The following is a 14,811-nucleotide window of genomic DNA, read 5'->3' as shown; positions in this document are numbered from 1 at the left end:
CGGGTGGTGAGTTCCTCCTTTTCAAGGCCGCCGCCCCCGGATTGGCCTTGGTCCGCCGCTCGCCGGAACCCCTACCGTCGGGGCATGCGGATTCGAATCGTCGACGCCTTCACCGACCGCCCCTTCGCCGGCAACCCCGCGGGGGTGCTGCTGCTGGACGCCTTCCCCGGCGACGACTGGCTCCAGAAGGTGGCGCTGGAGGTCAACCACGCCGAGACGGCGTTCGCCCACCGGCTGCCCGAGGGCGGCGAGGCCGACTGGGCGCTGCGCTGGTTCACGCCCGCCACCGAGGTCGCCCTGTGCGGCCATGCCACCCTCGCCACCGCCCATGTCCTGCGCACGACGGGTGCGCACGAGGGACCGGTGCGCTTCGCCACCCGCAGCGGTGTGCTCATCGCGAGCCCGGCCGGCGACGGCGCGATCACCCTGGACTTCCCGACCGCCCCGCTCACCGCGGTGGACGTTCCCGACGGGGTCGCCCGGGCCCTCGGTGCCGAGCCCCGCGCCGCCTACGACACCGGGGCCGCTGTCGGCGACCTGGTCCTGGAGCTCGCCGACGAGAAGACCGTCCGCGCCCTCGCCCCCGACCACAAGGCACTGGCCGCCCACTCCGCACGCGGCGTCATCGCCACCGCCCGGGCCGAGGACCCCGCCCGCGGCTACGACTTCGTCTCGCGGTGCTTCTTCCCCAACGTCGGCATCGACGAGGACCCGGTCACCGGCAGCGCCCACACGGCCCTGGCCCCCTACTGGTCAGAACGCCTCGGCCGCACCGACCTCACCGGGCTCCAGGCCTCCGCCCGCTCTGGCCTCATGCGCACGGGCCTGCGCGGCGACCGCACCCTGCTCACCGGCCACGCGGTCACCGTGATCGAGGGCGACCTGCTCGGGTAGGAACCCGCCCAGGAACACGAAAGGGGCGTACGGCACTCGTACGCCCCTCCCCGCCGCGCTCACGCCGTCGGCAGCCAGCCCACCTTCCCGGCCAGCAGGGCGTAGCCCACGAACGCGCCGACGTCGAGCAGGGTGTGCGCCACCACGAGCGGGCCGACCCGGCCCCACCGCCGGTACAGCCAGACGAAGACCACGCCCATCACCATGTTGCCGACGAAGCCGCCGACGCCCTGGTAGAGGTGGTACGAGCCGCGCAGTACGGAACTGGCCACCAGCGCGGACCCCGGGGTCCAGCCCAGCTGCCCGAGCCTGCGCAGCAGGTAGCCGACGACAATGACCTCTTCGAGGACGGCGTTCTGCAGCGCGGAGAGGATCAGCACCGGGAATTTCCACCACACGGCGGGCAGCGCCTCGGGCACCACGGTGAGGTTGAAGCCGAACGCGCGGGCCGCCAGGTAGAAGGCGATTCCGGTGCTGCCGATCACCGCCGCGACGAGCGCGCCGCGGCCGAGGTCCGGCCAGGGACGGGTGCGGTCGAAGCCGAGCGTGCGCAGGCTGCGCCCCTCGCGCAGCAGGAAGTGGGCGACGAGGGCCACGGGGATCAGGGCCGTGGCGATCCCGAACAGCTGCCAGGCGAGGTCGAGCCAGGGACGTCCCGGAGCGGCGGAGGCGTTGAGGGTGGTGGCCTGGTCCTTGAGGCCACCGGGTTTGGTGACCGAACCGACAAAGCTGATCAGCGCGGACACCCCGCTCGCCCCGAGCGAGAGCCCGAGGACGAGCAGCGTCTCGTCGCGGAGGATCCGCCGCGAAGGCCGCTCCTGCCGTGGGGAGTCCCCCACCGGCTGTGACTCCTCCAGCACACCTGCCTCCGTTTCGGTCGTCCCGCCACGAGGCGCACCACCCCGCCGCACGGGTACGGCCGGACACCGGCACGGGTGCGCACGCGCGGCGCCACCGTCGTGGGACGTCACAGCTTGCCCGATCCCTCACCCGCGGGCGCGAGTGCCCCCCGCTACGGCGAGGCGGCACGGCCGTCGACGTGCAGCCAGGACGGGCCCTGGTGCCGTGGCTCCGGGCGACGACGGGGCTTTCCTCACAGGCCCTGGACGACCGGGACCGGTTCCGGCAGGCCGATCGGCCAGGTGTGGACCGGCTCGCCGCACTTCGTCAGCTCGCGGTAGTGCCGGGTGGCGGCGGCCAGGGCCGCTTCCCTGCCCATCCCCTGCTCCAGGGCCCGGTGGAAGGTGGCGGCCTGCCACTCCGCGCCGTTGGTCCGGCGCCGGCATCGCTCCTCGATCACACCCAGGTACAGGTCCCGGTCGGCGCGCTCCACGCCCCAGGCGCTCAGTCCGGCCTCCGCGAGGGGAAGCAGTTCGTCGCGGACCAGGGTGACGGCGTCGACCTCGGCCGTGCCGGAGTGGCGCCCGCGCCGGGGCCAGGTGAACCGGGCGTCGATGCCGTACCGGCAGGCGGCGTCGAAGTTGTCCGCCGCGGCCTGGAAGGGCAGCCGGGTCCACACTGGCCGGGGCTCCTCGGCCAGGGCGCGCACGAGGCCGTAGTAGAAGGCCGCGTTGGCGATCACGTCGGTGACGGTGGGCCCGGCGGGCAGCACCCGGTTCTCCACGCGCAGGTGCGGTACTCCGTCCGCGATGTCGTAGACCGGGCGGTTCCAGCGGTAGACGGTGCCGTTGTGCAGGACGAGCTCGGCCAGCTTGGGCACGCCGCCCGCGTCCAGCACGTCGAGGGGGTCCTCGTCGTCGCAGATGGGGAGCAGGGCCGGGAAGTAGCGCAGGTTCTCCTCGAAGAGGTCGTACGCCGAGGAGATCCACCGTTCGCCGAACCAGGTGCGCGGCCGCACGCCCTGGGCCTGGAGTTCGGGCGGGCGGGTGTCGGTGGACTGCTGGAACAGCGGCGGCCTCGACTCACGCCACAGCTCGCGCCCGAAGAGGAACGGCGAGTTGGCGCCGACGGCTATCTGCGCGGCGCCGGCCGCCTGAGCCGCGTTCCACACGTCCGCGAAACGGCCCGGGGTGACCTGGAGGTGCAGTTGCACGGAGGTGCAGGCGGCCTCGGGCGCGATCGACTTCGAGGTGCAGGTGAGATGCTCCACGCCGTCGATGTCGAGGGTGAACTCCTCTCCGCGGGCCGCCACGATCTGATCGTTCAGCAGCGCGTAGCGGTCGACGGCGGAGAGATTGGACGAGACCAGATCGTCCCGGCCGAGGGTGGGCAGAATACCGATCATCGCTATTCCGGCGTCCACCTCACCGGCTTTCCGGTCGGCATATGCCAGCGACGTCCGTATCTCCTCGGCGAGCTGGTCGAATACCCGGCCTCCCAGGCGGTGTGGGGCAATGTTGACTTCCAGATTGAACATGGCGAGTTCTGTTTGGAAGTCACGACTCGCGATGCGCTCGAGAACTTGCGCATTCAGCATTTTCGGCAGGCCGTCGGGGCCGACCAGATTCAATTCGATCTCCAGCCCCATGAGGTTCTTCGGCCGGTCGAACCGCTTCTCGCGCAGCAACCGCTCCAGCCCCGTCAGACACCGCCGCAGCTTGTCGCGGTAGCGGTTGCGGTCCGACAGGTCCAGCTGGCCGGCGACGACCTTCTCCCCCATCGCAGCGTCCCTCCTCGCAAGGCGGGCCGTAAGATCCGGCCGCCGGGGTCCTGGTCAGGTGGGATGATGCCCCGCCGACGCGATCGATAACGCCCCTCTCCCGCCCGCACCGACTACTCTGGTCCTGTGTGACCGGAGGCACATTCACGGGGCATGCGGCACTCGGCGGTTTCGGGTACCCCATGAAACTCGTGAAAAACGCCGACAAGATCAGGCCGACCGCCGTGCGGGCACCACCCGAGGCCATCGCGATACGGCTCACCCGGAGCAGCGATGATTCCCGATCGAATCCGGCCGAATAGACTCTTGCCGTTCACATCGAAAACAGCTAGGCGAAACACCACCTGAACATTTGTCGTATAAACTCTGCACCACAGCAGAAGTTGGCGCCCACAGCCCTGAACCCTGTCAGGAGCCCGTGAGGCAGGCCGCGCCCCACCCCTCGCTCACCAGAGCCCCGGCTCCAGCCTCCTCCTGCCCTGAGAGCTGACAGCGCCGTCCGCACCCAGCCCGCCCTCGCGCCACCGTGCCTGCCGAATGAGAGGCGACCCACCATGCCGCTGCACGTCCCCCCGGCTCCCGCGCCCGCCCTGCGCTCCGTCCTCACGGCACTCGGTTCCCCCACCGCGGTCCGCGAGGCCGGGTCCGCCGCCCTCCGCTCCGCCCAGGAGCCCGCGGTCCCCGATCTTCCACTGCCGGTACACGTCCTGGACCGGATCACCCCCGAGGGAATCTCCGCGACCAGGCTGGCCGGGTGGCGCTTCCTGATCCGCTGCGGCGACCAAGCGGTGGCCGCAGCCGAGACCATGCTGACCCCCGACGGCTGGACCTTCTCGCACTTCTTCGAGGGCCCCTACGTCACCTCCACCGAGCGCGCGTTGCGGCAGGCGGAGGCCATGAGCCAGCCGTACCAGCCGCGCCTGCTGTCCATGCCCAGCCTGTACATGCTCACGCTGTGGCTGCACGGCGACCTCTCCGACGACGGCTTCACCGGCCACCCGGCGGCCACCGACCTGCTCGTGCCGCTCGCGCCGGCCCCGCCCGGCATCGCGGCCCACCTTCCGCACCGGGTCGCCGATCTGCTCCCGGTCCTCACCCATCGGGTGGCTCCGATCCGGCTCATGGGCTCCCGCGCCTGACCTCCCGCCCGCCGATCGGCGTCGTACCCCGCTGCCGGACGTGCCCGGCGGCGGGGTACGACGCCGTTCAGCGCCGGATGCACCCGTACGAGGCGAAATCCGCCCGGATGACCCGCGTCCGCGCGACGGAGGTCCCCACGGGGGGTGTTATCGGACTAGGGCCTGTTGCGAGAGTCCCGTCGTCCGCCCGGAGGGCGGGCCTCGCGGCGTCAGGTGCGTGCTCTCGGCGTGCCGGGCCCTGGCCCTCGTACTGGACGTACTCGGGTCAGGGCCTGGTGCGGCGAGAGTGCGTGCATGGCGTCGCGAGGCAGGCGGGACTCTCGCAACAGGCCCTAGCCCCATCCGGCCAGTGCGAACCATCCGAAGAGGCGGTGCCGTCGGGATGAACCGCTCGTGAGTGTGACGCGTCTCCAACCGGTGAGAAGCGGTGCCGCGAAATCCCTGCGGAATCGGACCCGCGGGGGAACACTGGTTTCGGACCACTCGACAAACGGGGGGCGGCCATGGAGAACACCATCAGCCGCGGAACACGCACGACAGCCGACAGCGACCACCCGACAGAGCGAAAGATCCCCTCAATGTGCCTGCACCAGCCACCGTGCCCGTCAGCCGACTCCGCCGACCGGGAATCCGCCCGTCTGGTGGCACACCACCCGGAGCAGGGCTGGAGCCTGCTGTGCAACGGCGTCCTGTTCTTCGAGGACACCGGTGAACTCCTGCCGGACGGCCAGATCATCGCCCCGCACCGCCCGCCGGGCGCGGACCAGGTGGTGACCGCCGCCTGAGCACCACCGGGCGGCTCCGGCGAGCCGCCCGCGGATCACCAGGGGCCGGCGCGCACACCCGCGCGAACAGGCCCCGAAGCGCGTCCGGGACCGGGCCCCCGTCACTCTCCGCCTCGACGGCGCACAGGCCGCGGCCGGTAGTCGAACCAGTCGAAGGCCGCGCTGCCCTCGGTGACGTACATGCCGATCACGCGCCCGGTGAAGCCGGCCGCGACCTGGGTGGACAGGTAGCGCCCGTCGAGTTCGGCCAGCACCGACGTGCCCTCCGGGCCCTCGACCGAGAAGGCGATCACGTCCGGGCCGGCCGCCCGGACCCCGGTCGCGGCCCGGTCCCCGGTCGCCTGCCGGTCCGCGGCCGTGACCGTGGGCGGGGGCACGTCGTCCGTGCGAACGTCCACGACGAGGGTGAGCGGTCCGGGCGGCACCGGGTGCTCCGCGATCCGCTGCCGCAGCGGCCCGATCCGGGCGACCACGCCCACCACTCCCCCGCCGATCTCCACGTCGTAGTGGTGCGCCTCGTCCAGCCGGACGGACAGGCCGGCCCGCCCCGAGACCGCCTCGACGCGCGCCGCCACCCGGCAGTCGGGATGCTGCTGCCGGCGTCCGACGAAGGTGTGGCCGGGCCGGTCGAGGCTGTCGCCGGTCGCGTGGAGCGTCAGCCGGCCGGGGCGTTCGCTCAGTGACCAGGAAGCCTCCGGCCTGCTGCGCGGGGAGATCCAGACCGGTGCCAGGGCCGGCGCGTCGAAGTCGTCCCGCTCGGGCGGCGGCGGCAGGGGATGCCAGGCCGCGGGCGCCGGATGCCGCTCTCGCACCGGGCCGACCCGCGGCCATCCGTCCACCCACTCCACCGGGGTCAGGAAGGTCTCCCTGCCGAGCACGTGGAACTCCGGGAACCAGCCCCGGGGCCGGGTGCCGAGCAGCACCATCCACCAGGTGCCGTCGGCCGCTTGCACCAGGTCGGCGTGGCCCGTGCACTGGACGGGCAGGTCGGTGCCGCGGTGGGACAGGACCGGGTTGTCCGGCGCGGGCTCCCAGGGGCCGCGCGGGGAGCGGGCGCGGGCGATCGAGACGCCGTGGCCGTGCCCGGTGCCACCCTCGGCCAGCAGGAGGTACCACCAGGCGCCGATCCGGTACAGGTGCGGCGCCTCCGGGTGCTGAAGCCCCGTTCCCGACCACGCGGGCAGCGGCCCCTCCAGGGCCTTGCCGGTCGCCGGGTCGATCCGGGCCACCCGCACCCCGGCGACAGCGCACCAGCAGGAGCCGTCGTCGTCCCAGGCGAGGTCGGGGTCGATCCCCGGCAGGTCGATCCAGACCGGGTCCGACCAGGGCCCCCGCGGATCCTCGGCGCTGACCAGGAAGGTGCCCCCGGCCGCCACATTGGTGGTGATCACGTGGAAGCGGCCGTCGTGGTGGCGGATCGTCGGGGCGTAGATGCCGGCGGAGGCCGGAAGGTCGTCCGGCAGCTCCAACTGCCCCGGCCGGTCCAGGACGTTGCCGATCTGCCGCCAGTGCACCAGGTCGCGGCTGTGGAACAGCGGGACCCCGGGGAAGTACTCGAAGCTCGAGCACACCAGGTAGTGGTCCTCCCCCACCCGGCACACGCTGGGATCCGGGTGGAAGCCTCCGATCACGGGGTTCTCGTACATCCGCACGGCCGCACTGTAGGTGCGGCCGTGGAAGCGGACAAGAGGACTCGGACCGATTGACGGGATGGCGGAATATCAGTGACCGGTGGTCAGTTCCCTGAGCGCGACGTTGAGTTGGAGGACGTTCACCCGCGGCGCGCCGATGAAGCCGAGGGTGCGGCTCTCGGTGTGCTCCCGCACCAGGTGCTCGACGCGGGCGACGGGCAGGTGGTTGCGCTCCGCCACCCGGTGCGCCTGGAGCAGCGCGTACGCCGGCGAGATGTCCGGGTCCAGACCCGAACCCGAGGAGGTCACGGCGTCGGCCGGAACCTGGGAGGGCTTCACCTTGTAGTCGGACGTGGAGTTGACCCTGACCACCTCGGCCCGTGCCCGCTCGACCGCCTCGACCAGCTTGGGGTTGTTCGCGGCGAGGTTGGTGGCACCGGAGACGAGCAGCTTGTACTGGGTGTTCGCGGTGTTCGTGCCCAGCCCGGCGGCCGGGCGCGGCTGGAAGTAGTCCAGGCCGTAGTGCTGTTGCCCGATCAGGGAGGAGCCCACGATCCTGCCGCCCTCCCTGACCTCCGAGCCGTTCGCCCGGTGCCCGAGGAAGGCCTGGGCCACGCCCGTGACGACGAGCGGGTAGACGACGCCGGTGAGCAGGGTCAGCGCGAGCAGCGCCCGCAGGCCCGCCGACAGGAGTCGGCCGGTGTTCACAAGGGACTGGTTCATATGCGTCAGCCGATCCCGGGAATCAGGGAGATGATCAGGTCGATGAGCTTGATCCCGACGAAGGGGGCGATCAGCCCGCCGAGACCGTAGACGGCGATGTTGCGGCGCAGCATCCGGTCCGCGCTCGTCGGCCGGTAGCGCACCCCCCGCAGGGCGAGCGGCACCAGCGCGATGATGACGAGCGCGTTGAAGACGACCGCGGACAGGATCGCCGAGTCCGGCGAGGACAGCCGCATGATGTTCAGCTTGTCCAGGCCCGGGTAGACCGCGGCGAACAGGGCCGGGATGATCGCGAAGTACTTCGCCACGTCGTTGGCGATGGAGAACGTCGTGAGCGCGCCGCGGGTGATCAGGAGCTGCTTGCCGATCTCGACGATCTCGATCAGTTTGGTCGGGTCGGAGTCGAGGTCGACCATGTTGCCGGCCTCCTTGGCGGCCGACGTACCGGTGTTCATCGCCACGCCGACGTCGGCCTGGGCCAGCGCGGGCGCGTCGTTGGTGCCGTCGCCGGTCATCGCGACCAGCTTGCCGCCGCTCTGCTCGCGCCTGATCAGCGCCATCTTGTCCTCGGGCGTGGCCTCGGCGAGGAAGTCGTCGACCCCGGCCTCGTCCGCGATCGCGCGGGCGGTCAGCGGGTTGTCGCCGGTGATCATGACGGTCCTGATGCCCATCCGGCGCAGTTCGGCGAAGCGTTCGCGCATACCGTCCTTGACCACGTCCTTGAGGTGGATGACGCCCAGGACCCGGGCGCCGTCCTGGTCCTCGGCGGCGACCAGCAGCGGTGTGCCGCCCGCCGCGGAGATCTCCTTCGAGAGGCGGCCGGCGTCCTCGGCGATCCGCCCGCCCTGCTCCTGGACCCAGGCGATGACGGACCCCGTCGCGCCCTTGCGGATCCTGCGGCCGTCCACGTCCACGCCGGACATCCGGGTCTGGGCGGTGAACGCGATCCACTCGGCCCCGGCGAGCTCGCCCTGGTGCCGTTCGCGCAGCCCGTACCTCTCCTTGGCCAGCACCACCACGGAACGGCCCTCGGGCGTCTCGTCGGCCAGCGAGGAGAGCTGGGCCGCGTCCGCCAGCTCGGCGGCGGTGGTACCGCGTACCGGGACGAACTCCGCGGCCCGGCGGTTGCCGAGGGTGATCGTGCCGGTCTTGTCCAGCAGCAGCGTCGACACGTCGCCCGCGGCCTCCACCGCCCGCCCCGACATCGCCAGCACATTGCGCTGGACCAGCCGGTCCATGCCCGCGATGCCGATGGCCGACAGCAGCGCGCCGATCGTCGTCGGAATCAGGCAGACCAGCAGCGCGACCAGGACCACCATGGTCAGTTGGGTGCCCGCGTAGTGGGCGAACGGCGGCAGCGTGGCGCAGGCGAGGAGGAAGACGATCGTCAGCGAGGCGAGCAGGATGTTCAGCGCGATCTCGTTGGGCGTCTTCTGCCGGGCGGCGCCCTCGACCAGGCCGATCATCCGGTCGATGAAGGTCTCGCCGGGCTTGGTGGTGATCTTGACGACGATGCGGTCGGACAGGACCCGGGTGCCGCCGGTCACCGCGGACCGGTCGCCGCCGGACTCGCGGATCACCGGCGCCGACTCCCCGGTGATGGCCGACTCGTCGACCGAGGCGACGCCCTCGACGACGTCGCCGTCGCCGGGGATGACGTCGCCTGCCTCGCACACGACGAGGTCGCCGACGTGCAGCTCGGTGCCGGGGACCTCGGTCCCGTCCACCCGGTGCGCCACGGTGTCGGTCTTGGCCCGGCGCAGGGTCTCCGCCTGCGCCTTGCCGCGGCCCTCGGCGACCGCCTCGGCGAGGTTGGCGAAGACGACGGTGAGCCACAGCCAGGCGCTGATCGCCCAGCCGAACCAGTCGCCCGGCCGGGTGAGGGAGAAGACGGTGGTCAGCAGCGAGCCGATCCACACGACGAACATCACCGGCGACTTGATCATCACCCGTGGATCGAGCTTGCGGAAGGCGTCGGGCAGCGACCTGAGCAGTTGCCGGGCATCGAAGAGACCGGCGCCGACCCGGCCCCGGCCGGACGGGTTCCCGGCGGGCACGTCGCTGTGCGGTGCCCGGGTCCTGGTGACTGCGGACATGGAGTCCTCGTGGTTCTGTGTGGAGGTGGTCATCACGCCAACCCCTCGGCGAGCGGGCCCAGCGCGAGGGCCGGAAAGTACGTCAGACCGACGACGATCAGCACGGCGCCCACCAACATGCCGGTGAACAGCGGCTTCTCGGTGCGCAGGGTGCCCGCGGTGACCGGCACCGGCTGCTGCGCGCCCAGGGAGCCGGCCAGGGCGAGGACGAACACCATCGGCAGGAAGCGGCCGAGCAGCATGGCGAGCCCGGTCGTGGTGTTGAACCAGTCGGTGTTCGCGTTCAGGCCGGCGAAAGCCGAGCCGTTGTTGTTCGCGGCCGAGGTGTAGGCGTAGAGCACTTCGGAGAATCCGTGCGCGCCCGGGTTGAGCGCCGAGTGCGGCGGGGTCGGCAGGGCCATCGCGAGGGCGCTGAACACCAGCACCAGCGCCGGGGTGATCAGGATGTAGACGGCGGCCAGCTTGATCTCCCGGGAGCCGATCTTCTTACCCAGGTACTCGGGGGTGCGCCCGACCATCAGACCGGCGATGAAGACCGCAATGACGGCCATGATCAGGATGCCGTACAGGCCCGATCCGACACCGCCGGGCGCGATCTCCCCGAGCATCATGCCGAGCATCGCGATCCCGCCGCCGAACCCGGTGAGTGAGGAGTGCGCGGCGTCGACGGCGCCGGTCGAGGTGAGCGTGGTCGACGCGGCGAAGATCGAGGAGGCGCCGATGCCGAACCGGACCTCCTTGCCCTCCATCGCGCCGCCCGCGATCCGCAGCGCGCCTTCGTGATGGGCGAACTCGGTCCACATCATCAGGGTGACGAAGGCGAGCCAGATGGTGGCCATCGCCGCGAGGATGGCGTAGCCCTGCCGGACCGAGCCGACCATGACGCCGAACGTCCGGGTCAGCGCGAAGGGGATCACCAGGATCAGGAAGATCTCGAAGAGGTTGGAGAACGGGGTCGGGTTCTCGAAGGGGTGGGCGCTGTTGGCGTTGAAGTAGCCGCCGCCGTTGGTACCCAGTTCTTTGATGGCCTCCTGGGAGGCCACGGCGCCGCCGTTCCACTGCTGCCCGCCGCCGAGGAACTGGCCGACCTCGTGGATCCCGGAGAAGTTCTGGATCACCCCGCAGGCCACCAGCACGATCGCGGCGACCGCGGCCAGCGGGAGGAGGATACGCACGGTGCCACGCACCAGGTCGGCCCAGAAGTTGCCCAGTTCACCGGTGCGGGACCTGGCGAAGCCGCGTACCAGGGCCACGGCCACGGCCATGCCGACGGCCGCCGAGACGAAGTTCTGCACGGCGAGACCGGCGGTCTGCACCACGTGCCCCATGGTCTGCTCGCCGGCGTACGACTGCCAGTTGGTGTTGGTGACGAAGGACGCGGCGGTGTTGAAGGCCTGGGCGGGGGCGACGGACCGGAAGCCGAGCGACAGCGGCAGCACGCCCTGGATCCGCTGGAGCAGGTACAGGAAGAGGACACCGGCCACGGAGAAGGCGAGCACGGCGCGCATGTACGCGGGCCAGCGCATCTCCGCGTCCGGATCGGCGCCGACGGCCCGGTAGATCCATCTCTCGACCCGCAGATGGCGCTGGGCGCGGTAGACGCCCGCCATGTAGGTGCCGAGCGGTACGTAGACGAGCGCCAGTGCGGCCATGAGGGCGAGCAGCTGGAGCACTCCGGCGAGTACGGGACTCATAACGCTGCTCAGAACCTCTCCGGGAAGATCAGGGCGAGGACGAGATAGCCCAGCAGGGCGACGGCCACGACCAGGCCGACGATGTTCTCGGCGGTCACAGCTTCGTCACCCCCTTGACGGCGAGAGCCACGAGCGCGAACACCGCGAGCGTGACGACGACGAAGGCCACATCGGCCATCGCGGACTCCTGGAGTGAGAGGCGAACGGACATCAACGATTCGAGGAAACGACCTCCTCTGCCCGATTCCGACCACTGTTGACGGCTCTCATACGGCGGCACACTCACCCTTGACGGACCTCTGACGACGCGCCACCGGGCGGTGTCGGCGGAGTGGTGTCAAGAACCGGCCCGGGCGCGTCAGGGGCGTGTCAACGGCAGATGCCGAAGCCCTCCGGGGGCCCTAACGTCGAGCACATGGGACTCCGCGACGACGAGCGCGCAGGCACCGGCCCGGTGCCGCGGGAAGCCGGCCGCACGCCCCGCACCCACCCGTGGGCGCGGGAACTGCGCACCTCGGTCTGCTGCTCCGTGGCGCTGCTCGCCCTGCTGCTCCTGATCGACTGGGGAACGGGCAGCCTCACCTGGTGGCGAGGGGTGCTCTGGCTCATGCTCGCGGCGCTGCTCTTCGTGGTGCTGTGCCCGCCCCGTGTCCGTGCCGGCCGGGGCTGGATCGCCTCCCGGTCGCTGCTGCGCAGCCGCCTGGTCCGCACCGACCTGCTGGTGTCGGTGCGCGCGGTCGACGGTGTCTGCCGGCGGCTGGTGCTGCGGGACTCCCTCGGCGGGCGGGTGGAGCTCGATCCCGAGGTCCTGGTGGACCACCCCGACGTCTGGTACCGCCTCGACGAGGACGCCCGGCACAGCGTGGCGGCCGGCCGGCTGCAGTGCGGGACGGACGAACTGCGCGACATCTCCGAGCAGGTGGACCGGGAGACCGCACTGGCGGTGTTCCGGGTCTCGGGACTGGAGTCATGACGCCGGGTGTCCGCCCCGGGCTCCCCTGCCCTCTCTCCCCCGGACGGCCCAAGGCGCGGCGAAACCCGCGAGTCCGCTGGTCGTGACGTGGCATCGGGGGCGCCACGGCCGTCCTTGCCGGACGATTGACCCCTGCCCGTCCGGGTACTCGTGAGCCCCTGCGTCACTCTCCGCATACGCTGGTGACCCGTCAGCGTGTGCCCGGTCTGCTGGCCCGGTCCCCACACGAGCCACACCTCAGGAGCAGGGGCATGGCGACCACCGAGCACCCTCCCAGTCGTCTGCGCGCCTGGATGCTGGAGGGCCTGTCCGACATGGGCAAGGGCATTCAGCAGGCCCCGCACGCCCTGCCGCAGCCGCCGCACAAGGGACAGCGGTGGTGGCGGGTGATGTGCCTGACCGGCGTGGACTACTTCTCGACGCTCGGCTACCAGCCGGGCATCGCGGCACTGGCGGCCGGGCTGCTGTCGCCGATCGCCACGCTCGTCCTGGTCCTGGTCACCCTCGTGGGCGCGCTGCCGGTGTACCGCAGGGTGGCGGCGGAGAGCCCGCACGGCGCGGGCTCGATCGCGATGCTGGAGCGGCTGCTGTCGTTCTGGCAGGGCAAGCTGTTCGTGCTGACGCTGCTCGGCTTCGCCGCCACCGACTTCCTGATCACCATGACGCTGTCGGCCGCGGACGCCTCGACCCACCTGGTCGAGAACCCGCATCTGGCGGCCGCGATGCACAGCCACCACATGCTGATCACGCTCCTGCTGATCGCGCTGCTCGGCGCTGTCTTCCTCAAGGGTTTCGTGGAGGCGATCGGCGTCGCCTTCGTCCTGGTCGGGATCTATCTCGCGCTGAACGCCGTCGTGGTGGTCGTCGGCCTGTGGCACGTCCTGACCGCCGCCCATGTGGTCACCGACTGGACCAGCGCGCTGACCGCCCAGCACGGCAACGTGTTCCTCATGGTCGGCGTGGCCCTGCTCGTCTTCCCCAAGCTCGCGCTCGGCCTGTCCGGCTTCGAGACCGGTGTCGCCGTCATGCCGCACGTACGGGGCGACCCGGACGACACCGAGGAGCGGCCCACCGGCCGGATCCGGGACACCAGGAAGCTGCTCACCACGGCCGCGCTGATCATGAGCTGCTTCCTGATCGCCACCAGCTTCATCACCACGCTGTTGATCCCGGCGCCGGCGTTCAAGGCCGGCGGCCAGGCCAACGGCCGTGCCCTGGCCTACCTGGCGCACGCGTACCTCGGCAACACCTTCGGCACGGTCTACGACGTCTCGACCATCCTGATCCTGTGGTTCGCGGGCGCCTCCGCGATGGCCGGGCTGCTCAATCTGATGCCGAGGTACCTGCCCCGCTACGGCATGGCCCCGCACTGGGCGCGGGCGGTCCGCCCGATGGTCATCGTCTTCACCCTGATCGGCTTCCTGGTCACCTGGATCTTCGACGCCAACGTCGACAAGCAGGGCGGCGCGTACGCCACGGGCGTGCTCGTACTGATCAGCTCCGCGGCGATCGCGGTGACCATCGCCGCCCGCAGGGCAGGCCAGCACCGATGGACCGTCGCGTTCGGGGTCATCTCGGCCGTGTTCCTCTACACGACCGTCGTCAACGTCATCGAGCGTCCCGACGGTGTGAAGATCGGCGCCTGCTTCATCACCGGGATCATCCTGGTCTCGCTGCTGTCGCGGCTCGCCCGCTCCTTCGAGCTGCGGGTGACGAGCGTGACGCTGGACCCCATGGCGGAACGGTTCGTCAGGGACATCGCCAGCCGCAAGATCCGGTTCATCGCCAAGGAGCCCGAGCGGCAGGACAAGAGCGTGTACCGCGACAAGATCGAGCAGATCTGCAGCGACAGCGACATCCCGCCCACGGAGGACTTCGTCTTCGTCGAGGTGACGGTCACCGACCCCTCGGAGTTCGAGGCCGGTCTGACGGTGCACGGCGAGGTCAGGCACGACCGCTACCGCGTGCTTGCCCTGGAGTCCGCGTCCATCCCGAACGCCCTGGCCGCGCTCCTCCTCCACGTCCGGGAGATGACCGGCCGCACCCCGCACATCTACTTCGAGTGGACCGAGGGCAACCCGTTCGCCAACTTCCTGCGCTTCTTCCTCTTCGGTCAGGGAGAGGTCGCGCCGGTCACCCGCGAGGTGCTGCGCGAGGCGGAGCCGGACCGCACCAAGCGCCCGCGGGTGCACACCGGCTGAGCCGCGCCCGCGAACGCCCCACCCCAGGGCCGCCCCGCACCGCACGCGGCCTTAT

Annotated in this window: 12 protein-coding genes; 5 read left to right on the top strand and 7 right to left on the bottom strand. The window is 71.1% G+C overall.

The window, feature by feature from the left end; all coding sequences use genetic code 11:
* Nucleotides 1–84: 84 nt before the first annotated feature.
* The gene (locus ACIHCX_RS14370; RefSeq protein WP_400029270.1) at nt 85–894 is read left to right on the top strand and encodes a PhzF family phenazine biosynthesis protein; all 810 of its coding nucleotides are present in this window, start codon (nt 85–87) and stop codon (nt 892–894) included.
* A gap of 59 nt (nt 895–953) precedes the next feature.
* Here ACIHCX_RS14370 and ACIHCX_RS14365 read toward each other — a convergent pair whose 3' ends face one another.
* Together ACIHCX_RS14365 and ACIHCX_RS14360 are read right to left on the bottom strand one after the other, a co-directional pair.
* Entirely contained in the window at nt 954–1,754 is an 801-nt protein-coding gene (locus ACIHCX_RS14365; RefSeq protein ID WP_400029269.1) for a CPBP family intramembrane glutamic endopeptidase, read from the bottom strand.
* Between the two features lie 233 nt (nt 1,755–1,987).
* Entirely contained in the window at nt 1,988–3,514 is a 1,527-nt protein-coding gene (locus ACIHCX_RS14360) for a glutamate--cysteine ligase (protein WP_400029268.1), read from the bottom strand.
* 554 nt (nt 3,515–4,068) lie between these two features.
* On the opposite strand from ACIHCX_RS14360, the gene ACIHCX_RS14355 reads away from it, so the two are divergent.
* Nucleotides 4,069–4,653, top strand: a complete 585-nt coding sequence (locus ACIHCX_RS14355; RefSeq protein ID WP_400029267.1) for a hypothetical protein — start codon at nt 4,069–4,071, stop codon at nt 4,651–4,653.
* A 578-nt stretch (nt 4,654–5,231) separates the two neighbouring features.
* Complete coding sequence (locus tag ACIHCX_RS14350; protein ID WP_400029266.1) at nt 5,232–5,438, top strand: DUF5999 family protein; 207 nt, start codon at nt 5,232–5,234, stop codon at nt 5,436–5,438.
* Between the two features lie 101 nt (nt 5,439–5,539).
* On the opposite strand, the gene ACIHCX_RS14345 is transcribed toward ACIHCX_RS14350, so the two are convergent.
* From ACIHCX_RS14345 to kdpF, 5 genes are all read right to left on the bottom strand, one after another.
* Nucleotides 5,540–7,084 (bottom strand): glycoside hydrolase family 43 protein, encoded by a 1,545-nt coding sequence (locus tag ACIHCX_RS14345; RefSeq protein ID WP_400029957.1) that lies wholly within the window; start codon nt 7,082–7,084, stop codon nt 5,540–5,542.
* 75 nt (nt 7,085–7,159) lie between these two features.
* Complete coding sequence (kdpC, locus tag ACIHCX_RS14340; RefSeq protein WP_400029265.1) at nt 7,160–7,792, bottom strand: potassium-transporting ATPase subunit KdpC; 633 nt, start codon at nt 7,790–7,792, stop codon at nt 7,160–7,162.
* 5 nt (nt 7,793–7,797) lie between these two features.
* Nucleotides 7,798–9,921, bottom strand: a complete 2,124-nt coding sequence (gene kdpB / locus ACIHCX_RS14335) for a potassium-transporting ATPase subunit KdpB (RefSeq protein WP_400029264.1) — start codon at nt 9,919–9,921, stop codon at nt 7,798–7,800.
* Nucleotides 9,921–11,582: a potassium-transporting ATPase subunit KdpA gene (gene kdpA / locus ACIHCX_RS14330; RefSeq protein WP_400029263.1), complete on the bottom strand. Its 1,662-nt coding sequence runs from the start codon at nt 11,580–11,582 to the stop codon at nt 9,921–9,923. Before kdpA ends, kdpB begins: the two co-directional genes overlap by 1 nt.
* Before the next feature lie 8 nt (nt 11,583–11,590).
* Entirely contained in the window at nt 11,591–11,680 is a 90-nt protein-coding gene (gene kdpF / locus ACIHCX_RS14325; RefSeq protein WP_016434100.1) for a K(+)-transporting ATPase subunit F, read from the bottom strand.
* Nucleotides 11,681–11,997: 317 nt separating this feature from the next.
* Here kdpF and ACIHCX_RS14320 point away from each other — a divergent pair, with 317 nt between their 5' ends.
* Both ACIHCX_RS14320 and ACIHCX_RS14315 read left to right on the top strand, forming a co-directional pair.
* Entirely contained in the window at nt 11,998–12,555 is a 558-nt protein-coding gene (locus tag ACIHCX_RS14320; protein ID WP_400029262.1) for a hypothetical protein, read from the top strand.
* 251 nt (nt 12,556–12,806) lie between these two features.
* Nucleotides 12,807–14,756 (top strand): amino acid transporter, encoded by a 1,950-nt coding sequence (locus tag ACIHCX_RS14315; RefSeq protein ID WP_400029261.1) that lies wholly within the window; start codon nt 12,807–12,809, stop codon nt 14,754–14,756.
* Nucleotides 14,757–14,811: the final 55 nt, after the last annotated feature.

Origin of the sequence: Streptomyces sp. NPDC052043 (assembly GCF_044548235.1) — a bacterium.
Taxonomy (GTDB): Bacteria; Actinomycetota; Actinomycetes; order Streptomycetales; family Streptomycetaceae; genus Streptomyces.
Note: the sequence above shows the minus strand (reverse complement) of the source record. Positions and strands in the feature narration are given on the sequence as shown.